The organism is Bradyrhizobium sp. KB893862 SZCCT0404, from assembly GCF_018130885.1.
Taxonomy (GTDB): domain Bacteria; phylum Pseudomonadota; class Alphaproteobacteria; order Rhizobiales; family Xanthobacteraceae; genus Bradyrhizobium; species Bradyrhizobium stylosanthis.
Genome location: NZ_JAFCLT010000001.1, coordinates 960,861 through 981,146 on the forward strand (window position 1 = coordinate 960,861; position 20,286 = coordinate 981,146).

A 20,286-nucleotide genomic window follows, 5' to 3' on the forward strand; every position below is an offset into this window, starting at 1 on the left:
GGGTGGCTCGCCGCGATAGCGGCGAGACGGGCGAGGGGTCTCTCTCCGCGAACCCCATCGCCCTTCAAGTCTGTGGATAGATACCCCTCATCCAGCGCTTCGCGCCACCTTCTCCCGCTAGGGGAGAAGGGAAGGGCAAGCGTATTCGCGGAGAGGTTTTACCCGAACGCCTGCCGCAGCCGGCGCGCCAGATCGAACAGCATCTGGTTCTGCTTCACCAGCCGCTTGCCGTGGCTGAGCGACGACATGGCCATCGCCGCCAGCTTTCCGCGCGAGGTCAGCGGCACGAAGCTGTCGAAAATGTCCTCGTCGTCCTTGCAGAACATCCGCTTGTACTCGTCGGAGCCGATGCCGAGGTCGAGCGAGCGGTAGCCGCGCTCGGCGTAGCGGTCGATGATGTAGCGCATCAGGATCAGGCCGGGGCTGTAGCGGGCGTGCTCGGACATCGTGTAGGTGTTGAACATCATCGAGAAGCGCTGGCCGTCGGCAACGCCGGCGAAGATCGCGATCACTTCCGCGTCGCATTCGAGCGCGTGGATGTCGATGACGCGACCCTCGCCGCGCGGCGCGAGGCACGCGCTGCGGACGAACTGCTCGACCCCCGGCTCGGCGAAGACGTTCGGCAGCTTCTGCTCCGCCATCCGTACCGGCTTGACGCGGAAGAACCAGTCGAGCAGCCGGGTGACGTCGGCGTCGGTCGTGGCAAGATGATAACGATAGCCTGCGAGCGACTGGAGCTTCTTCTCCTTGCTCTTGAGGCGGCGGCGGAAGGAATTGCTGATCCGCGATGCGGGCGGCCCACCGGGCTCCATCGTCAGCAGCGGGCAGCCGTTGATCGCGCTCTGCCGCGGCAGGGCCGCGAACGGATTGTGCTGGTCGCTCCAGCGCAGCGGCTGCTGCGTCAGCGCGAGCACGTCGACGTGCTCGCCGAGCGCGGCAAACAGGCCGTCGAGATCGGCGGCGCCGGCCTGGCCTGCGAATTCGCTATTCCACAGACCCATGTTGAAGGTCGTGTGCTTGCCGCCCATGAAGCAGGCGGTGCGAACGCCATGGCCCTGGCGCAGCGAGAGCGGCAGCAGCAGCAGCGGCTGGCGGTCGGCGTCGCGGGCGATGACGATGAAGGGGCGGGCGCCTTCGTGAACGCCGACCTGCTGTTGCCAGGGACCGAGCAGGTCGAAGCGCTGATAGGGCGTAAAGAGGTGACCGGGCTCCTCGAAGGCGCGCCAGACCGCCTCGGCCTCGCCGAGCTCCCGGACGATATCGACATGCGCGATACGGCTCGCTTTCGACCGCGCTGGCGCTTCTGCCGTCCGGCTTTGCATCGCCGCAGCCATGGTCATTCGCGAAACCTGTCGAGAAAACGGAAAATGCGTAATTCGGCCTGTGGCCGACCTTTGCAAAGAAATGTCAACAAAGGGTAATGAGGATGGGCGAGGGAACGGGCCGCGGGCGAGCGCGGAGGCGGGATATTGGCATCCGACGACAGATGGCTGGAACGGCTGCGCCTCGAGCTGACCTGGTTCAGCGGCCAGGCGCTGCTGCGCGGCCGTGGAGCGGGCGCCATCCTGCGCTTTGTCCATGTGCGGCCACGGCGCCGCGGCGGATTCCAGCCGCTCCGTGCGGACGAGATCACGCCGCAATTCCTCGACCGCGCCATTCGGGCGCTGAAGCGGTGGCGTTATGATTTTATCGACATGGACGAGGTCTGCCGGCGCGCCGTGACGCTGCCTGAGAAGCGGCGCTTCGTGGCGCTGACCTTCGACGGCGCTGCCAAGGACCTCATCAGCTTCGCCTATCCGGTGCTCGCGCGCCACGCCGTGCCCTTCACGGTCTATGTGCCGACTGCGTTTCCCGACGGCGTCGGCGAAGCCTGGTGGATCGGGCTGGAGCGGGTGATCGCGCGCGAGAGCCGCATCAGCCTGATGATGGGCGAGAAGGAGCAGCGCTTCGTCGTGACCGGCGATGCCGAGAAGCAGGCGCTGTTCTCGCATATCGAGAGCTGGCTGCGCTCGCTGCCGCCGGCGGAGCTGTCGGCTGCGATCGCCGATCTCTGCACGCGCTACCGGATCGATCTCGCCGCGCTCTCGCGCGAGGCGTCGATGGACTGGGAGGATCTCGCCAGGCTCGCGGCCGACCCGCTCGTCACCATCGGCAGCGCGACCGTGAATTATCCGGTTCTCGCCAACATGAAGGATACCGCGGCGCTGCGCGAGATGACGATGGGCAAGGCGGTGGCGGAATCCGCGTTCCATCGCGAGATGAGGCATCTCGCCTTTCCGTTCGGCGACCGCGCGTCGTTCCGGCGCAGCCACGTCGTGATGGCGGAGGAGGCGGGCTTTGCCAGCGCAGTGTCGACGATCCCGGGCATCGTGGAGGCGGAAGGGCGCACCAATCTGCGCGCGCTGCCGCGGATTTCATGGGACGGCCGGACCGGCTCGCTGCGGATGCTGCGCGTGCTGGTGTCGGGGGCCGCCTTTGCGCCGGTGAAACCGACGGGCAGTACTACGGGCCAGACTTGACGCGGTCGGGCCGCTGCATCCAGCTCACGATCGGCATCGCCGGCAGCACCCAGCCCATGCCCACGACCACATAATATATCGCCTGCCGCCAGCCGGATTCGGCGATCCACGGCATCTGCGCAGCCGCCATGCCGAGCAGGGCCCAGACGGTGGCGAGCACCAGGAGCAGGATGGCGCCGAGGAACTTGCGGGTGCGGATCGTCATGATCGAAAACTGCGGCCTTCGCGTAACTTGCGCTGCGGGAGCGGGGGACTATAAGGGGCACGCAGTCCGGTTCAAGTCTCTTAGGCACCAGGCCTCGTTTGCCCCTGAAATGACGACGATTTCCGCTTCCCCCGACCCGCATCGCGCCGTGCGCTGGTGGCTGATCTCCGTGGCCGCGCTGATCGCCCTGATGGTGCTGGTCGGCGGGGCGACGCGGCTGACGGAATCCGGCCTGTCGATCGTCGAATGGAAACCCGTCACCGGCAGTGTTCCGCCGCTCTCGGAGGCGCAGTGGACCGCGGCGTTCGAGGCCTACAAGACAATCCCGCAATATCGCGAGCTCAACGCAGGCATGAGCCTGTCCGAGTTCAAGGAGATCTTCTGGTGGGAATGGAGCCACCGGCTGCTCGGCCGCTTCATCGGCGTCGCCTATCTGCTGCCGTTCCTGTTCTTCCTCTGGCGCGGCGGATTGGCGGCTGAGCTGAAGCGGCGGCTCTGGCTGCTGTTCGCCTTCGGCGGGCTCCAGGGCGCGGTCGGCTGGTGGATGGTGGCCTCGGGCCTCACCGAGCGGGTCGAGGTCTCGCAATACCGGCTGGCGACGCATCTGATGCTCGCGCTGCTGATCTTCGCCGGCATCGTCTGGACGGTGCGGCGGCTCAGGGAGCGGCCGGCGATCGCCGTGCCCGCGCGGTTGCGCTTCACCAGCGCGGTGCTGCTCGCCGTGACGCTCGTGCAGATCTATTTCGGCGCGCTGGTTGCGGGCCTGCGCGCCGGGCGTGCCTACAACACCTGGCCGCAGATCGACGGCGCGTTCATTCCCGCAGCTGAGCGGCTGTGGTTCGAGACGCCGTGGTGGCGCAACATGTTCGACAACGTGCTGACCGTACAGTTCGAGCACCGCATGACCGCCTATGCGCTGTTCGCGCTGGCGGCGCTGCATGCGTTCGATGCCGTGCGCTCGCGCGCGGGCGCAGCGGCAAGCGGAGCGCTCTGGCTGTTCGCCGCGGTCAGCCTGCAGGCCGTGCTCGGTATTCTCACGCTGCTCAATCAGGTGCCGATCGGGCTCGCCCTCGCGCACCAGGCGGTTGCGATTTTGGTGCTTACGCTCGCCGTGATGCAGGTGGAGCGGCTGGCCTCACGCCAGTCCGCGCAAGCGCAGCCGCGTGCCGTCCCGGTCGGTCAGGTCGGCTGATCACCATCAGCCCCGGCTGATACCGGCTGATCAGCAATAGCCGTAGATGCCGCACGAATAGGGCAGGCGCCAGAAGTAATCGACTTGCTTCCCGCCGTAATAGGAGCCCTGGTAATCGTAGCTCCAGGGCCGGCCGTAATAGCCGGGCAGGGTGTGGGAGCCGGGCAGGAGCGGCGTACCCGGCAAATTGCTGATGTAGCTGCCGATGCCATAGGCCGGCGAGATCAACGCATCCGGATCGGTTTCGACATAGACCTTGGGCGGGTCCTGCGGCGGCGGAGCGGCTCGCCGTCTCGCCGTTGCCGGCAAATCGGCGGCCATGGCGGCCGAGACCGTCAGCATTGCCGCAAGGGCAGGCACCATCCAGCGCAGCATCGTCGGCTCCGAATCAAAAGGGGCGATCCAGCGACGATGTATGCGGCAGATATGGTTAATGACTGTTAACCGGCGGTCGCCAAGGCAACCGTCATTCCGGGGCGCGCATGAGCGCGAACCCGGAATTTCGAGGTTCTCTGGTGCGCAATTGCGCACCCTAGTTCGGTGCTTCGCACCGCCCCGGAACGACAGGAAACTAAGCGCTGAGCGCCTGCTCCAGATCGGCGATCAGGTCTTCCTTGTCCTCGATGCCGATCGAGAGCCGGACCACGTCGGGGCCGGCGCCGGACTTCACCTTGGCGGCGTCGTCGAGCTGGCTGTGCGTGGTCGAGGCCGGGTGGATCACCAGCGAGCGGGTGTCGCCGACATTGGCGAGGTGCGAGAACAGCTGCAGCTTCGACACCAAATTGACGCCGGCGTCGTAGCCGCCCTTCAGGCTGAAGGTGAAGACGGCGCCCGCGCCCTTCGGCGCGTATTTGCGCGCGAGCTGGTTGTACTTGTCGCTCGCAAGGCCCGCATAGCTCACCGAGGCCACCGCCGGGTGGCCGGCGAGGAATTCGGCGACCGCCTTGGCGTTGTCGCAGTGCTTCTGCATGCGCAGCGGCAGTGTCTCGATGCCGGTCAGGATCATGAAGGCGTTGAACGGCGACAGCGCAGGGCCGAGATCGCGCAGGCCCAGCACGCGGCAGGCGATCGCGAAGGCGAAGTTGCCGAACGTCTCCTGCAGGCGGATGCCGTGATATTCGGGGCGCGGCTCCGACAGCATCGGATATTTGCCGCCCGTGGACCAGTCGAAGGTGCCGGCATCGACGATGATGCCGCCGAGCGAGTTGCCGTGGCCGCCCAGGAACTTCGTCAGCGAGTGCACGACGATGTCGGCGCCGTGGTCGATCGGACGGATGAGGTAGGGCGAGGCCAGCGTGTTGTCGACGATCAGCGGCACGCCCGCCTTGCGCGCCACCGTCGAGATCGCCTCGATGTCGGTGATGCTGCCTGCGGGATTGGCGATGGACTCGATGAAGATCGCCTTGGTGCGCGGCGTCACCGCGCGCTCGAAGCTCGAGATGTCGTCGGGATCGGCCCACACCACGTTCCAGCCGAAGCTCTTGAACGCGTGCGTGAACTGGTTGATCGAGCCGCCATAGAGTTTTCGCGCGGCAATGAATTCGTCGCCGGGCTGGAGCAGCTGCTGCAGGATGACGACCTGGGCGGCGTGGCCCGAGGCCACCGCGAGCGCGGCGGTGCCGCCTTCGAGCGCGGCCACGCGCTCTTCCAGCACCGCGTTGGTCGGGTTGCCGATGCGGGTGTAGATGTTGCCGAACGCCTGCAGGCCGAACAGCGAGGCGGCGTGGTCGGCGTCATTGAAGACGAAAGAGGTGGTTTGATAAATCGGGGTCGCGCGCGCACCGGTGGTCGGATCGGGCTGTGCACCGGCATGCACGGCGAGGGTTGAAAATCCCGGAAGGCGATCGCTCATAGAAGGCGTCCTGTTCTCTTGGTCTGAAATCGCGCGGCATGCTGATGGGCGGGACGTCCGCCGTCAAGGCGCCGCTTCACATCAGGATGATTTGGGAACGATCCTGCTACGCATTGTCGCGTTCGCGAAACGAAACCTTCGCAATTGCGTCAGCTCTGCTCGGTCTTGTTTTTCGCGGCGCGATCCGATGCCGCGGTGTCGCCGCCGCCGACGCTCATCCGATTGAGGGAGAGCCGCATGCCCTGCGTCGGCGCCGGCGCGCGCTTGGAGCTGAGCGTGCGCGAATTCACGCCCATCCAGGAGATTTCCGAGGACAGCCGGCCATATTCGATCTTGGGGCAGCGGTTCATGACCACCTCGATACCGACCGACTCCGCTTTCGCCGCCGCGGCGTCATCGCGTGCGCCAAGCTGCATCCAGATCACCTTCGGCAGCGGGTCGAGCGTGAGGGCTTCCTCGACCACGGGCATGATGTGGCTGGAGTTGCGGAAAATGTCGATCATGTCGATGGGGCGACCGATGTCGGACAGCGAGGCGACGAACGGCTTTCCGAGCAAATCCTTGCCGACATGGCCCGGATTGATCGGGATCATGTCGTAGCCGCGCTGCGCCAGATATTTGAACGCAAAATAGCTCGGCCGCACGTTCTGCGGCGAGGCGCCGACCATCGCGATCGACTTCACGCTGTTGAGGATGCCGCGGATGTAATTGTCGGGATAGGCGTCGTGGTTCATTGGGTCTTCTTTGTTGCTGTCATTGCGAAGAGCGAAGCGACGAAGCAATCCAGGCTGTCACCGCGGAGGGATTTCTGGATTGCTTCGCTTCGCTCGCAATGACGGTTGTCACTCATCCCGCCATGTCGGCGCGCGCTTCTCGATGAAGGCGCCGATGCCTTCCTCGGCGTCGCGCGCCATCATGTTCTCGGTCATCACCTCTGCGGCATAACGATAGGCATCCGCAAGGCTCATCTCGGCCTGGCGATAAAAGGCCTCCTTGCCGAGCTTGACGGTATAGGCGGATTTCAGCGCGACCTTCTCGGCGAGCGCGATCGCCGCTTCGCGCTCGGTGCCGGCGGGCACGACACGATTGACGAGCCCGATCTCGCGCGCGCGGTCGGCGGTGACAGGCTCGCCCGTCAGCAGCATCTCCATCGCCTGCTTGCGCGGCACGTTGCGCGTCAGCGCCACCATCGGCGTCGAGCAGAACAGGCCGATGTCGACGCCGGGCGTGGCGAATGTCGCGTCCTGCGAGGCGATCGCGAGGTCGCAACTCGCCACCATCTGGCAGCCGGCGGCCGTGGCGATGCCCTGGACGGCGGCGACTGTCGGCTTCGGCAGATGCACGATCGCCTGCATCATCGCGCTGCAGGCATTCATCATCTCGGCGAAGAAGGCACGGCCGCGGTCCGCGTCAGCGCGGCGGGCGTTCATTTCCTTGATGTCGTGGCCGGCGGAGAAGGCGGGGCCGTTGGCTGCGATCACCACGCCGCGGATGGCCTTGTCGTCGCGGATCTCGTTGAGCTCGGCTTGCAGGGTCGCGATCATCGCCTGCGACAGGCTGTTGCGCGCGGCCGGGCGGTTCAGCGTCAGGACCGCGATGCTGCCGATTGTCTCGCGCAGCAGGATCTGTGGTTGCGGGGAGGGGGCGCGGGCGGCCTGAACGGACATTGACGCGACTTCCGTGGAATGATTGCAATTGGATGACACGGATAACTTAATGTAACAGGGCAAGCGAAGCGAGGGTGGGGAACAGCATGGCGTTAGCGAAAATGAGCGTGGCCGAGGTCGAGCAGTTTCTGCGCGACGAGTTCCCCCAGGCCTTCAGCGGCGACGACATCACGATCGAGAGCGCGGACGGCCAGACCTGCCTTTTGCGCCAGCGTTTCAGTGTAAGGATGCTGCGGCCGGGCGGAACGGTCTCCGGCCCGACGCTGATGGCGCTCGCCGATTTCGCGATGTACGTGGTGCTCCTGTCCGCGATCGGCCCCGTCGGGCTCGCGGTCACCACCAATCTGAACATCAACTTCCTGCGCAAGGGGCAGCCCGGGCAGGACGTGCTGGCCGAGGCGCGGCTGCTCAAGCTCGGCAAGCGCCTGGCGGTGGGGGAGGTGAACCTCCTGTCCGGGACCTCACCCGACCCGATCGCCCATGTCACCTCGACTTATTCCATTCCAAATGTTTGAGCTTTTCGCAGGTAATATAGCACCGTATTTTTAAGCCTATGATTTTGCTTCAGTAATTTACGTCATCGGGCATTGACCGCTGCGCGGCGTTTCTCTAGAAACCCGGGCAGTCCGGTGCGGTTGTTCGCGCCGATGCTCCCCGTCCACGGAAACTCTGACATGAAAACCTTTTCGGCAAAGCCGGCTGAGGTGACGAAGAAGTGGGTGCTGATCGACGCCAAGGGTCTGGTCGTCGGCCGTCTCGCCACCATCGTTGCCATGCGCCTGCGCGGCAAGCACCTCCCGACCTACACCCCGCACGTTGATTGCGGCGACAACGTCATCATCATCAACGCGCAGCATGCGGTCCTCACCGGTCGCAAGCGCGAGCAGAAGACCTATTACAAGCACACCGGCTACGTCGGTCACGTCAAGGAGCGCACCGCGCGCCAGATCCTCGAGGGCAAGCACCCCGAGCGCGTGCTCGAGAAGGCCGTCGAGCGCATGATCCCGCGTGGTCCGCTCGGTCGCGTGCAGATGGGCAACCTCCGTGTTTACGGCGGCGCCGATCATCCGCACGAGGCGCAGCAGCCCGAGAAGATCGACATCGCCAAGTTGAACCGCAAGAACACGAGGGCCGCATAACATGGCCGAATCCATCCAGTCGCTCGACCAGCTCTCGCAGCTCAAGACTGCGGCGGCGCCCGATGCGCCCAAGCACGAGAAGAAGGTCGACAAGTTCAACCGCGCCTATGCCACCGGCAAGCGCAAGGACGCGGTCGCCCGCGTGTGGATCAAGCCGGGCGCCGGCAAGGTCACCGTCAACTCGCGCGAGGTCGAGGTCTATTTCGCCCGTCCCGTGCTGCGCATGATGATCGAGCAGCCGTTCTCGGTGGCCCAGCGTTCGGGCCAGTACGACGTGATCTGCACGGTCGCCGGCGGCGGTCTGTCCGGCCAGGCCGGCGCGGTCCGTCACGGCATCTCCAAGGCGCTCACCTATTTCGAGCCGGAGCTGCGCTCCGTGCTCAAGAAGGGCGGCTTCCTCACCCGCGACTCGCGCGTGGTCGAGCGTAAGAAGTACGGCAAGGCCAAGGCCCGCCGGTCCTTCCAGTTCTCGAAGCGTTAATCGCTTCGGTCGCATTCGCCGCGAAAGCGGCTTCAATGAGATGCAAAAGGGCGCTGATTTCAGCGCCCTTTTTGTTGTTCGTTTGTATGCAAATTGACGACGAGTTTCTGGAAAAGTTGGGGCTGCGCGAAAACCTGAATGGAACCCGCGGGACATAGCGTCGCATTCGGAAGGGCGCGCAAATCGGATGTGCCGATCGCGTAACTGCTATGTTTTCAAGGGGGCCGACATGATGTCGCTCGATAGCATCACGCTCTATTTGGTTGCCACCATGGTTGCCGCATTGCTCGGCGCCATGATGGTTTTCTTCGGCAAGCAGGAAAACAGTCCTGCGCTGAAATGGTGGGGCACCGCCTATCTGCTCGGTGCGTCCTCCGTCGCGTTGTGGACGGCGGCCGGCGATAAGCTCGGCCCGCATCTCTACCTCGCGTTAAATGCCGTCGGCTTCGTGGCCTGCGGCATGGTGTGGAATGCGGCGCGCGTCTTCCACGGCCGCAAGCCGAACTGGCCCGGTCTCGTGCTCGGCGCGCTCGCCTGGGTCGCCGCCGTATCGCTGCTCGATCCCGCGGCGTCCATGCTGCGCATGATCATCGGTGCCGGCATCGTCTCGGTGTATGCGGCGCTGACCGCGAGCGAGCTCTGGGTCGAGCGGCGCAAGAGCCTGCAGCGGCGCTGGCCGGCCTTCGTCGTGCCGGTGATGCACGGCTGCGTCCTGATGCTGCCGATCCTGATCGGCAGCTTCCTGCGTCCGCACGATGCCGGCTTCTCCTCCAGCATCTGGGTCACCGTGTTCGCGGTCGAGATCGTGCTCTATGCCGTCGGCACCGTGTTCGTGATCTTCATGCTGGTGTCCGAGCGCACCGTCACCGCGCACAGGACCGCGGCGTCGACCGATCCGCTCACCGGCATGCTGAACCGACGCGGCTTCTCCGAAGCCTGCGGCCGCGTGATCGATCGCGAGGCCAAGGCCGGACGTCCCGTCACCGTGATGATCTTCGACATCGACCACTTCAAGTCGATCAACGACCGCTTCGGCCATCCCGCCGGCGACGAGATGCTCAGGCTGTTCTCGACCGTCGTCGTCAACAATTTGCGCATCTCCGACCTGTCGGGCCGCATCGGCGGCGAGGAGTTCGCGGCCTTGCTGCCGTGCTCGCTCGAGGAGGGCGTGCTGGTGGCCGAGCGCGTACGCGAAGCCTTCGAGACCTCCGGCGTCGTGGTTGACGAGGGCCCGGTCGACACCACCGTCAGCATCGGTGTCGCCGGCGGTCCTGCCGGCACCGAGCTCGAGGTGCTGTTGGCCTCGGCCGACACCGCGCTCTACCAGGCCAAGCGCGGCGGCCGTAACCGCGTCGAGGCGGCGGAGGAGCTGCCGTTGTCGCTGGAGAACTGGCGCCGCCAGAGCGCGGCGCGGGTCGGTGCGCCGCAGGCGCGTCCGGTCACGGCGTAAACCTGAGGGCGGCCCTGCGGTAAGCCGCTGTTTACCAGTCGATCCCTACCATTGCGGTCATGGAATCGATCCGTCGACAGACCCCGCAGGCCGCCCTGATGTCGCTCGAAGCCCACGCGGCTTCGGCGCGAAGCGGCTTTGCCTGCCTGTTCTCGACGGCGGAGGAATACGAGACCGCGCTGATCACCGAGCGTCGCGCCCAGGGGCGCTACACGCAGGGACGCAGCTACTGGCCGGTCGCGCTGTTCATCGGCTGCACGCTGATCGTCCTGGGCACCGCGCTGCTGTTCTCCTGAGAGAGGCGCATTTGGGGCTGGTCAGGGCGCCGTTTCGGCGCCTTTTTCTTTGCCCATGGCTGCGGTAGACACGCCCATCGAACAACAATGGGTGGAAACCAATGGTCACCGAGATCGCGCAAATCGACGTCAAGCCGGGCAGCGAGAAGGATTTTGAAGCCGCCGTCGCCAAGGCCAAGGCCGCCTTCGGCCGTTCCAAGGGCTTTCACGGCTTCGAGCTGCACAAGTCGATCGAGAAGCCGCAGCGCTACCGGCTGATGGTGAGGTGGGCGACGCTGGAGAACCACACTGTCGACTTCCGCGGCTCGGAGAATTTCACCGAATGGCGCGGCCTCGTCGGCCAGTATTTTGCCGCGCCTCCGGAGGTCGAGCACACCGAGACCGTGCTGACCACCTAAGAGGGATCACGCCGCCTCCGCCAGAGGCGGCGCCTCATACGTCTTGAAATGGTCGATCATGACCTTTGCGATGGCGACGAGCGGGAGCGCCAGCGCGAGGCCCCAGATTCCGAACACGACGCCGAGCACGATCTGGAACGCGAACAGCGTCGCCGGCGGGATGTCGAGCGCCTGGCGCTGCAGGATCGGCGTCAGCACGTAGCTCTCCATGGCATGCACGCCCATGAAGAGCAGGAAGGCCGACAGCGCCGGGATCCAGCCCGAGGCGAGGCTCGCCAGCACCACGACCACACCGGCGATGATGGCGCCGACGGTCGGGATGAAGGCGAGCAGGCCGGCCTGGATTCCCAGGATGAACGAGCCGGGGATGCCGATGACGGCAAGCCCGATCCAGGTCACGGCGCCGACCGCGATCATCACCACGATCTGCGCGATCAGCCAGCGCTCCAGCGTCTCAGCCGTGCGGTCGATGATGAGCGCAACGCGCCTGCGGTGCCGGGCCGGCGCGAGGAACAGCAGGCCGTCGTGATAGACGCCGGGCTGGGCGGCGAAGGACAGGCCCAGAAACAGCACGATGAAGATGTTGCCGACGCCGTGGATGGTGCCGAGCAGCAGCTTGAAGGTCTGGCTGACGATCGCGCCGCCGTTGGAGGCCAGCGCGCCGGCGCCGGGCAACGAACCGCGCTGCGCCGCTTGCGGTGCAGGCGTCGAGTCCGGTGGCGTCGTGGCCGAGCCGTCGGACGCACCATTGCCGAAATCGAAGAAGCTGGTGTCGATCCCGTGGTTGTCCAGGAAGGATTTCACCGTGCCGATCTGCGACTTGATGGTCTTGCTGAGCACCGAGGCCTGGTCGGCAATGGTGGCGCCGCCGAGATAGGCGACGCCTGCGAGCAGCACCGCAAGCACGACGCAGACGATGGCGAGCCGCACTGCATGTGGCAGGCGCACGCGGCGGCCGAGCGCGCCGGTCAGCGCGTTGAGGCCGAGACCGAGCAGCATGCCGGTGAAGATCAGCAGCAGCGTGGCGGCAAAATACCAGGTGAAGACCAGCCCGGCCGTGAACAGCACGACACCGATGCCGCCGACCGAAATCGCCCAGGCAAGATCGTTGCGGGTCGGGGGCCGTTCATCTCTGGAAATGCTCACATCGGGTCCTTTTCAGCGTGCCGCGCGCCGCACTCTTTCGACAAACGGGCTTCCGATCAAGGCCGCGTCAACGGGCTGGTTTGACGCTGCCGCGCGAACGGTGCAGAGCGATGAGAAAGAACAGGTGGGGGGCGCTTGAGTTTCATCAGCAAATGGGCCGGTCTGCTCGGGCTTCTGGCCGTGCTCGTGATCGGGGATCAGATCCGGATCAACCGGCCCGGCCACAAATATCGCCTCACGGTCGAGGTGACGACGCCCGACGGGATCAGGACCGCATCAGGCATTCTCGCCGTGGTGCCCGATCGCAACTACAATCGCGGCGGCCGCACCACGATGCGCGGGGAGGCGGTGTTCGTGGACCTCGGCCAAGACGGCGGCAAAGATCGCGGCAAGGGCAAGAACCTGGTGGTGCTGCTGGCCCATCGGCAGGGCGACAAGCTCGATCTCGACGACATCAACTATGTGGCGCTGCGCGCCTATGGGGCGGCGCGCGGCAACCGTGTCTCGTTCAACGACATCAGCCGGCAGACCGGCATTGTCCCGGTGCAGGGGGACCTGATCCCGGTGCTGGTGAGCTTTGGTGATCCCGCCGACCCCGCGAGCGCGCGTCTTGTCGCCAGCGACCACGCAGACGCGGTTCTGGGCGATGGCTATGCCATCCGCGGCCTCACGGCCGAGGTGGTGCCCAACGGGGTGTGGCCGATCGATTTCGGGAGCGTGCTCGGGGAGCCCGTGACGCGCGGAATCGATGCGAAACTGCCCTGGCTGGCGGCGCCAGGGGACCCCGCGGCAGCCGCCCTGAAGGCCGCCGGCCTGCCTGCGGCGGGGGCAATCGAGGCCCGGGAGGCATTTGCGCGAAAATAGCATTGCCGTCCCGCGATCCCTTCAGTTGAATTTGTTCCATCCCAAGGGCATCTTTGGAGAATCTTGTTGCGGGGAGGTCGGAACGGGAGATGAGAAAGCCGGTCGTCGGCGTGATTGGGAATTCCCATCGCGTCGAGAATCGATTTCAGGTCCAGATGGTCGGCGAGCGAAACTTGCGCGCCGTGGCCGAGGTCTCCGGCGGCTTGCCGGTGATGTTCGCGGGCTCCCCTGATATCACCGACATCGCTGCACTGCTCGATACGGTCGATGGCATCGTCCTCACCGGTGCTCGCGCCAACGTGCATCCGACCCATTTCAACGTCGATCCCTGCGAGAAGCACGAGCCCTACGACATCCATCGCGACGAGGTGGCGCTGGCGCTCTCGCTCGCCTGCGTCGCGCGCGGCATTCCGCTGTTCGGCATCTGCCGCGGCCTGCAGGAGATGAACGTCGCGTTCGGCGGCTCTTTGCATCCCGAGATTCGCGAAATTCCCGGCCGCATGAACCACCGCATGCCCCGGCTCGAGAACGGCGAGATCCATCCCGATCCGACCGTGGTGTTCGCCGACCGTCACGACGTCGCCCTCACGCCCGGGGGCGCATTCGCGACGCTGCTGGGGTGTGAGAAGATCAGGGTCAATTCGCTGCACGGCCAGGGCATCCTCGACCCCGGCAAGCGCGTGCTGATCGAGGGCGTTGCCGAGGACGGCACCATCGAGGCGATCCGCATCGCGGAGGCCCCGACCTTTGCGCTCGGTGTGCAATGGCACGCTGAGTACGACCCGCAGCGCAACCCGATCAACCGAAAACTGTTCGAGGCCTTTGGCGAGGCGCTGGTGGCGCGACAGAGGGCGGCGGCTTAGCTCAAGGCTCGCGTCCCGGACGCGTTGCAACGTTCTGCTGCGCGGGCCGGCCGGGACCAAGCGCAGCCTCGCGCATCAAGGCGTGAGCTTTGCGACATAGGCATTGACGGGGTCGGCGTAGCCCTTGAGAAGCAGGCTGCGCTGCTCGGCGGCAATGCCGGGCGGTGCGTCCTCCCGGACCACCGAACTGATCATCATCTCGCCACCCTTGGCCGCGGCGACCAGCCGCGCGCAGAAGTTCATGGGGTCTCCAAGGGCGGCAAACTGGTAGTTGCCGTCCTCCACGCCGATCGAGCCGACAAACGTCTTGCCCGCATGCACGCCGACGCCAATGGAAAGCCAGGGGCCTGCGGGATCGTCATGTCCGGTCGCGCGCAGAAGTGCGAGCCCGGCCTTGACCGCGTGCCGGCGATAGTCGCTGCCTGAAAAGCCGGGCAGGAAAATTCCGATCACCTCGTCACCGACCATCTTGTCGACCACGGCGTCGGTCTCGGCAAATACCTCGGTCGCCACCCGGAAAAAGCGCTGCATGAGCGCGGCAAACTCGGTTGGGCCCATGCGCGCAGCGAGTTGGGTCGATCCCCGCACATCGGCATAGAGCATCGCGATCTCGATCTCGGCGCCGCCGCGCTCCTTGGCGAGCACCGCCTCGCACTGCTCGCAGATATGCGGGTTGCGTCGCCATGGCCGGAAGCCCGCAAGCCGTAAGGCCGGTGCCGTGAAGCCGTCGAAACCCACGCAGCAGAGCCGGCAGCGGTTATCGGCTGTCGGCGACAGCATGCGCATCACCGCGCGGCCGCGGCGGAGTGAGGGATGCTCGCCGGACAGCATCTGCTGCCAGAAGGCATTGCGATCCTGATCGCCCGCAAGGTCCGACATCGAACGTCTCGTCCGATCGCCCGAAGTTAGCTGCTGCATCCTAGTCCTGGGGCCGGAAGCCGGCAACGAAACTTATGCGGCCGCGGCTTGCGTCGGCGAGAAGCCGGCGGCGATTGCGCCGTGCATCAAGGCGCACTCCGAATTTCACGCGAGATAAACCAATCGGTAGGAATTGGTCCGCTCCGATTTTCGCGGTGCTGATTTGTTCTTTGAGAACGAAGTGGAGTCAGATGCAGAACGAAAGGACTCTGCTGCGCCAAACGTGGCGCGTGCCGGCCGATCTCACGCCGTCCGCTCCATCCGCCGTGCACGATACGCCTGCGGAGACATCAGGGTCAGCTTGCGGAACGCCTTGCGAAAGCTGCTCTCGTCCTCGTAGCCGGCGGCGCGCGCGATGGTCTTGACCGGCTGCGCCGTCGTCTCCAGCAAGGTGCGTGCCTGCTCGACGCGGCGGCGCATGATGAAGGCGTGCGGCGGCTCGTGCGTGAGCTCCTGAAACTTCCGGTTCAGCGTGCGTTCGCTCAATCCGAGTGCGCCCGCGAGGCGCTTCACCGTCATCGGGCTCTTGCCGGCGCGGCGCACCAGCAGGTCCGCCCTGGTCAGCAGCGGGTCTTGCGAGAGCAGATAGCCGACGGGCATGAAGATCGACTGGGTGCGCTGCGCGGTGTCGATGACGACGTAGTCCGCGCACAGCTTTGCGATCTCCTTGCCGTCGACCATCTCGATCAGGCGGAGCAGGAGGTCGACCCACGACATCGGTCCGGCCGCGCAGACGATGCGGTCGGTCGCGGTGATGACGGCGTCGGCCGCGAGGTCGATTGCGGGATGACGCTGCCGCAGCTCGCCCTGCAGCCACCAGGTGATGGTGGCGCGGCGGTTGTCGAGCAGGCCCGCGCCGGCCAGCAGGAACACGCCGCTGCAGAAGGCGCCGATCAGGCGGCCGTTCGCGTGCTGCTGCCGCAGCCAGGCGCCGGCGCGGGCATATTGCGGTTGCAGCCGGGCGGCCGTGACGTGATCGACGAGATTGCCGGGGACGAGGATCGCATCGAAGCTGCCGCGTCTGCCGATCGCACCATCGACCGCGACGATCTGGCCGCCGCCGGCGCGCACGGCCTTGCCGTCGAGCGACAGCGTCTGCCAGGCGAAGCGGGATTTTGCGCCGCTCTGCTGCATCACGTGGTTGGCAAGCGACAGGACGTCGGCGATGCCGGCGATCGCCGAATGCATGCAGCCTTCCAGCGCCAGAATGGCGAGCTTCATTGGGACCTCCAGGCAGACGCGATGATCCTAGCCGATGGCCGCGTGGACCGAGTGGCTGAAATTGCCCGATCTCTGGCTTATCCGCCACTGCCTTGCCGGGCCTGCCGGGTGCAAATTCGCTGCGTCGTCACCCGACATGATTGGAGAAAGACATGCCTTACGTCACCATTTCCACCGTCCGCGGCATCCTCGACGCCGCGCAGAAGAAGTCGCTGCTCGAGCAGATCACCGACCTGATGGTCGAGGTCGAAGGGCAGGGCAATGCGGACTTCCGCCGCAACGTCTGGGTCAGGATCGAGGAGCAGGAGCCCTCGCACTGGTCGCTCGGCGGCATGCAGCCGACGCCTGACGTCATCGCCGGCACGTTCGGGCCGATCGGCGCGGATGGCATGCGCGTCTCGCGGCCGTAGCAGCGCATCGCGCGGGCGGATCGGCCGAAGGCATGGTCCGCCCTGTGTTCGCGGGGCGATCTCCATTGCATCGCACAACGACAACGGCGTGCACGCGACCGCATTGAGGTTCGAAAGACGCGCACCATATGTTCTGCAAGGGAGCCCGTGCCGTGCAGACCATGAAGGCGGCCCTCGTTGCGGCGATCAGCGCCGCGGCTTTGATCTGCAGCCTCCTTCCCGGCCTGGCGGAGGAGGGACGCCGTTTTGCATTGATTGTATCGATCGACGGGGCCATTGGCCCTGCGTCGGCCAGCTACGTGAAGGAGGCTTTGGCCACGGCGAGCGAACGGCGTGCCGAGGTTGTGCTTCTGAGAATGAACACGCCTGGCGGTCTCAATTCCAGCATGCGCGAGATCATTGCGGATGTGCTTGCCTCGCCCATCCCTGTCGTCGGCTACGTTGCTCCTTCGGGCGCCCACGCGGCGAGTGCCGGGACCTATATCCTTTATGCGACCCATATCGCGGCGATGGCGCCCGGCACCAATATCGGTGCCGCGACGCCGGTGCAGATTGGCGGGCCGCTGCCGGGCCTGCCGAGCGGCACGCCCGAGAAGGATGGCAAAGACAAGAAGGATGAGCCGAAGGACGCGATGACGGCGAAGGTGACGAATGATGCCGTCGCCTTCATCCGCAGCCTCGCGGAGCTGCGCAACCGGAACGCGGACTGGGCCGAGAAGGCGGTCCGTGAGGCTGCCACACTCTCTGCCAACGGTGCGCTCGAGGCTCATGCCATCGAGCTCGTCGCGCGTGACCAGGCTGAATTGCTGCGGCAGCTCGATGGTCGTGTGGTGGAGGTTGCAGGCGGCAGGACGCAACGCCTCGCGACGAAGGATGCCGTCGTCGAAGCCGTCGACCCCGGACGGATATCCCGCTTCCTGGCGGTCATCACCGATCCGAACGTGGCGTTCATTCTCCTGATGGTCGGCATCTACGGCCTGATCTTCGAGTTCATGTCGCCCGGTGCCGTCGCCCCCGGCGTCGTCGGCGCGATCTGCCTGCTGATCGGCCTCTATGCGCTCAATCTGCTGCCCATCAACTATGCCGGCCTCGCCCTGATGCTGGTCGGACTCGTGCTTCTCACCATCGAAGCCTTCAACCCGACCGTGGTGATCGGCCTTGGAGGGATCATCGCTTTCGTGCTGGGAGCCATGATGCTCTTCAGGGGCGAGGCGCCCGGCTACCAGCTATCGTGGTGGGTGATCGGCATTGCAGCGGCCGTGTTCACCGGCTTTGCGCTGGTCGTGCTCGGTTCGCTCCGGCGCGTCCGCGAGGCTCCCGCACGGGTCGGCGCGCAGGCCATGCGTGGCTTGCCCGCCAAGGTTCTCGACTGGAACGGAAACGAAGGTCACGTCTTCGCCCATGGTGAGCGCTGGCAGGCGCGCGGCGCCGAAACGTTCAAGCCCGGAGAGACCGGCGAAATCGCCGACGTCGTCGATCTGACGCTGCTGATACGGCGCACACCCGCCCGAACCGGCGAGGGAGGCACATCATGATGCTGGAATATCTGACGTACGCGGCGCTTGCGCTGCTTGTCATCATGTTTCTATCCCAGGCCATTCGAATCCTGCGCGAATACGAGCGCGGCGTCATCTTTACACTCGGCCGCTTCACCGGCGTGAAAGGACCGGGCCTCATCCTCCTCATTCCGGTCGTGCAGCAGCTCGTCAAGGTCGACCTCCGGGTGATGGTGCAGGTCGTGCCGCCGCAGGACGTGATTTCGCGCGACAACGTCTCGGTCAAGGTCAATGCCGTTCTGTACTTCCGCATCGTCGACCCCGAACGGGCGATCATCAAGGTCGGCGATTACATGGCCGCAACCAGCCAGCTCGCCCAGACCACGCTGCGTTCGGTGCTCGGCAAGCACGAGCTCGACGAGATGCTTGCCGAGCGCGACAGGTTGAACGCCGATATCCAGGAGATTCTGGACAAGCAGACCGACGTCTGGGGCATCAAGGTCACCGGCATCGAGATCAAGGACGTCGATATCAACGAAACCATGGTTCGCGCGATCGCCAAGCAGGCCGAGGCGGAGCGCTTGCGGCGGGCCAAGGTGATCAATGCGATGGGCGAGCAGCAGGCCGCCGAAAAGCTCGTCGAGGCCGGCCGGATTCTCGCGCAGGAGCCTCAGGCGATGCAGCTGCGTTATTTCGCGGCTCTGCACGACATCGCGGGCGAACGGTCGTCGACCGTCGTGTTTCCGCTGCCGACGGGCTTGCTCGACCATTTCTTGCCGCGGCGAGACAATCCATAGCGACAAGCAGCAGGCCGACCCATCTTCGGCCTCAATGGGCGTATCGAATGTCGATCCCTACTTAAACGGGAGGACAATTCGATGATGACGCCTACCGCCAGTGCAGCCGGTCGCCGCCAAAGCTGGATTTCAATGCTCTCCATTCCCCTGTTCGCCCTCACACTTTGGACGTGCGGGGGGGCGGCTGCGGTCCAGGCTGCGGAGCCCGGCAAGGACGCTTCGGCTGCCAGCCTGCCGCGCATTCTCGTGCTCGCGACGGGAGGCACCATCGCCGGCCAGGCCGACCCGCGCGCGACCGGCGCGTACAAATCCGGCCAGATCACCGGCGAGCAGCTCATGGCGTCGGTGCCGGGCCTCGACAAGCTCGCCAAGATCAACGCCGAGCAGATCTCGTCGATCGGATCCCAGGACATGAACGACAAGGTCTGGTTCGCGCTGGCCCGCCGCATCCAGGACGCCTTCGACAAGAACGAGGCCGATGGGATCATCATCACCCACGGCACGGATACGCTGGAGGAGACCGCGTTCTTCCTCGACAACGTGGTGCGCGGCGACAAGCCGGTGGTGATTGTCGGCTCGATGCGGCCGGCGACGGCGGTCAGCGCGGACGGTCCCGGCAATCTCTACGAGGCGGTGCAGGTCGCCGCCGATCCACGCGCGCGCGGACGCGGCGTGATCGCCGTGCTGAACGACAAGATCCAGGGCGCGCGCTCGGTGACGAAGACCAACACCACGAGCATCGAGACCTTCGGTTCGCCCAATGACGGACCGATCGGCTATGTCGACACCGCCGGCGGCATCCGCTTCATGGCGCAGGCTCCGGGCTTCAGGCGCGCGACCTATCAGCTTCCGGCCGGCGAGCAATTGCCGCGGGTCGCGATCGTCTACTCGCACGCCAACATGGACGCCATTCCGATCGAGGATGCGATCTCGCACGGCGCCAAGGGCATCGTGCTGGCCGGCGTCGGCGACGGCAACACGTCGAAGGCCGCGCTCGACGCGCTCGAGGCCGCCGCGAAGAAGGGCATCGTCGTCGTCCGCTCCACGCGGGTGCGATCCGGCTTCGTCACGCGGAACGTCGAGGTCGACGACGACAAGAACGGCTTCGCCGTGTCGGAGGATCTCAATCCGCAGAAGGCGCGCGTCCTCACCCAATTGCTGATCGCGAGCGGCGTCACGGCGCCGGCCGATCTGCAGAAGGCGTTCACCGCGACGTGGTAGCGGCCGAGTAGGATGGGTAGAGCGAAGCGAAACCCATCGATCTCGCAAAGGTTAGATGATGGGTTTCGCTACGCTCTACCCATCCTACGCCTCCAAGCGAAAAGGCGCCCCTCTCGGGGCGCCTTTTGCCTGTCTCGTGCTGTTCGAACGC

The 20,286-nt window shown here is 65.6% G+C and carries 23 protein-coding genes; 14 read left to right on the top strand and 9 right to left on the bottom strand.

Annotated elements, in window-relative coordinates; all coding sequences use genetic code 11:
- Window positions 1–158: 158 nt before the first annotated feature.
- Window positions 159–1,340 carry a GNAT family N-acetyltransferase gene (locus tag JQ617_RS04855; RefSeq protein ID WP_212024808.1) on the bottom strand — a complete coding sequence of 394 codons (1,182 nt, stop codon included), beginning with the start codon at window positions 1,338–1,340 and terminating at the stop codon, window positions 159–161.
- 129 nt (window positions 1,341–1,469) lie between these two features.
- Here JQ617_RS04855 and JQ617_RS04860 point away from each other — a divergent pair, with 129 nt between their 5' ends.
- A complete protein-coding gene (locus tag JQ617_RS04860) occupies window positions 1,470–2,519 on the top strand; it encodes a polysaccharide deacetylase family protein (RefSeq protein ID WP_212024810.1) in 1,050 nt (349 codons plus the stop codon).
- On the opposite strand, the gene JQ617_RS04865 is transcribed toward JQ617_RS04860, so the two are convergent.
- Complete coding sequence (locus JQ617_RS04865) at window positions 2,503–2,724, bottom strand: DUF2842 domain-containing protein (protein ID WP_018642447.1); 222 nt, start codon at window positions 2,722–2,724, stop codon at window positions 2,503–2,505. The genes JQ617_RS04860 and JQ617_RS04865 overlap by 17 nt on opposite strands.
- Window positions 2,725–2,833: 109 nt before the next feature.
- Here JQ617_RS04865 and JQ617_RS04870 point away from each other — a divergent pair, with 109 nt between their 5' ends.
- Complete coding sequence (locus tag JQ617_RS04870) at window positions 2,834–3,916, top strand: COX15/CtaA family protein (RefSeq protein ID WP_212024812.1); 1,083 nt, start codon at window positions 2,834–2,836, stop codon at window positions 3,914–3,916.
- Between the two features lie 30 nt (window positions 3,917–3,946).
- Here JQ617_RS04870 and JQ617_RS04875 read toward each other — a convergent pair whose 3' ends face one another.
- The 4 genes from JQ617_RS04875 to JQ617_RS04890 all read right to left on the bottom strand — a co-directional run bounded on the left by JQ617_RS04875 (window position 3,947) and on the right by JQ617_RS04890 (window position 7,435).
- Complete coding sequence (locus JQ617_RS04875; RefSeq protein ID WP_145666206.1) at window positions 3,947–4,291, bottom strand: hypothetical protein; 345 nt, start codon at window positions 4,289–4,291, stop codon at window positions 3,947–3,949.
- Window positions 4,292–4,487: 196 nt separating this feature from the next.
- Window positions 4,488–5,768, bottom strand: a complete 1,281-nt coding sequence (locus tag JQ617_RS04880; protein WP_063683118.1) for an O-acetylhomoserine aminocarboxypropyltransferase — start codon at window positions 5,766–5,768, stop codon at window positions 4,488–4,490.
- Between the two features lie 149 nt (window positions 5,769–5,917).
- Window positions 5,918–6,502 (bottom strand): CoA-binding protein, encoded by a 585-nt coding sequence (locus tag JQ617_RS04885; RefSeq protein ID WP_212024814.1) that lies wholly within the window; start codon window positions 6,500–6,502, stop codon window positions 5,918–5,920.
- 108 nt (window positions 6,503–6,610) lie between these two features.
- Window positions 6,611–7,435: an enoyl-CoA hydratase gene (locus JQ617_RS04890; RefSeq protein WP_212024816.1), complete on the bottom strand. Its 825-nt coding sequence runs from the start codon at window positions 7,433–7,435 to the stop codon at window positions 6,611–6,613.
- Between the two features lie 86 nt (window positions 7,436–7,521).
- Between JQ617_RS04890 and JQ617_RS04895 the strand changes: the two genes are divergently transcribed.
- From JQ617_RS04895 to JQ617_RS04920, 6 genes are all read left to right on the top strand, one after another.
- Window positions 7,522–7,950, top strand: coding sequence for a PaaI family thioesterase (locus tag JQ617_RS04895; protein WP_212024818.1), 429 nt, complete (start codon window positions 7,522–7,524; stop codon window positions 7,948–7,950).
- Window positions 7,951–8,109: 159 nt separating this feature from the next.
- Window positions 8,110–8,574, top strand: a complete 465-nt coding sequence (gene rplM / locus JQ617_RS04900; protein ID WP_011087726.1) for a 50S ribosomal protein L13 — start codon at window positions 8,110–8,112, stop codon at window positions 8,572–8,574.
- 1 nt (window position 8,575) lies between these two features.
- A complete protein-coding gene (rpsI, locus tag JQ617_RS04905; RefSeq protein ID WP_018320095.1) occupies window positions 8,576–9,055 on the top strand; it encodes a 30S ribosomal protein S9 in 480 nt (159 codons plus the stop codon).
- A gap of 229 nt (window positions 9,056–9,284) precedes the next feature.
- A complete protein-coding gene (locus JQ617_RS04910; RefSeq protein WP_212024820.1) occupies window positions 9,285–10,505 on the top strand; it encodes a GGDEF domain-containing protein in 1,221 nt (406 codons plus the stop codon).
- Between the two features lie 59 nt (window positions 10,506–10,564).
- A complete protein-coding gene (locus JQ617_RS04915) occupies window positions 10,565–10,801 on the top strand; it encodes a hypothetical protein (RefSeq protein WP_063683123.1) in 237 nt (78 codons plus the stop codon).
- A 101-nt stretch (window positions 10,802–10,902) separates the two neighbouring features.
- Window positions 10,903–11,199 carry an antibiotic biosynthesis monooxygenase family protein gene (locus tag JQ617_RS04920; protein ID WP_212024822.1) on the top strand — a complete coding sequence of 99 codons (297 nt, stop codon included), beginning with the start codon at window positions 10,903–10,905 and terminating at the stop codon, window positions 11,197–11,199.
- Between the two features lie 6 nt (window positions 11,200–11,205).
- Here JQ617_RS04920 and JQ617_RS04925 read toward each other — a convergent pair whose 3' ends face one another.
- On the bottom strand, window positions 11,206–12,345 hold the full coding sequence (locus JQ617_RS04925) for an AI-2E family transporter (protein WP_212024824.1): 1,140 nt from the start codon (window positions 12,343–12,345) through the stop codon (window positions 11,206–11,208).
- 135 nt (window positions 12,346–12,480) lie between these two features.
- On the opposite strand from JQ617_RS04925, the gene JQ617_RS04930 reads away from it, so the two are divergent.
- Together JQ617_RS04930 and JQ617_RS04935 are read left to right on the top strand one after the other, a co-directional pair.
- A complete protein-coding gene (locus JQ617_RS04930; RefSeq protein ID WP_212024826.1) occupies window positions 12,481–13,209 on the top strand; it encodes a hypothetical protein in 729 nt (242 codons plus the stop codon).
- A gap of 89 nt (window positions 13,210–13,298) precedes the next feature.
- Window positions 13,299–14,072, top strand: coding sequence for a gamma-glutamyl-gamma-aminobutyrate hydrolase family protein (locus JQ617_RS04935; RefSeq protein WP_212024828.1), 774 nt, complete (start codon window positions 13,299–13,301; stop codon window positions 14,070–14,072).
- Between the two features lie 75 nt (window positions 14,073–14,147).
- On the opposite strand, the gene JQ617_RS04940 is transcribed toward JQ617_RS04935, so the two are convergent.
- Window positions 14,148–14,951: an adenylate/guanylate cyclase domain-containing protein gene (locus tag JQ617_RS04940; protein WP_212024830.1), complete on the bottom strand. Its 804-nt coding sequence runs from the start codon at window positions 14,949–14,951 to the stop codon at window positions 14,148–14,150.
- A gap of 282 nt (window positions 14,952–15,233) precedes the next feature.
- Window positions 15,234–16,211 (bottom strand): GlxA family transcriptional regulator, encoded by a 978-nt coding sequence (locus JQ617_RS04945; protein WP_212024832.1) that lies wholly within the window; start codon window positions 16,209–16,211, stop codon window positions 15,234–15,236.
- Between the two features lie 152 nt (window positions 16,212–16,363).
- On the opposite strand from JQ617_RS04945, the gene JQ617_RS04950 reads away from it, so the two are divergent.
- The 4 genes from JQ617_RS04950 to JQ617_RS04965 all read left to right on the top strand — a co-directional run bounded on the left by JQ617_RS04950 (window position 16,364) and on the right by JQ617_RS04965 (window position 20,135).
- Window positions 16,364–16,621, top strand: coding sequence for a tautomerase family protein (locus JQ617_RS04950; protein WP_212024834.1), 258 nt, complete (start codon window positions 16,364–16,366; stop codon window positions 16,619–16,621).
- A 152-nt stretch (window positions 16,622–16,773) separates the two neighbouring features.
- Window positions 16,774–18,156 (top strand): NfeD family protein, encoded by a 1,383-nt coding sequence (locus JQ617_RS04955; protein ID WP_212024836.1) that lies wholly within the window; start codon window positions 16,774–16,776, stop codon window positions 18,154–18,156.
- Window positions 18,153–18,914 (top strand): slipin family protein, encoded by a 762-nt coding sequence (locus tag JQ617_RS04960; RefSeq protein ID WP_212024838.1) that lies wholly within the window; start codon window positions 18,153–18,155, stop codon window positions 18,912–18,914. Before JQ617_RS04955 ends, JQ617_RS04960 begins: the two co-directional genes overlap by 4 nt.
- Before the next feature lie 81 nt (window positions 18,915–18,995).
- Window positions 18,996–20,135 (top strand): asparaginase, encoded by a 1,140-nt coding sequence (locus JQ617_RS04965; RefSeq protein ID WP_212024840.1) that lies wholly within the window; start codon window positions 18,996–18,998, stop codon window positions 20,133–20,135.
- Window positions 20,136–20,286 lie beyond the last annotated feature (151 nt).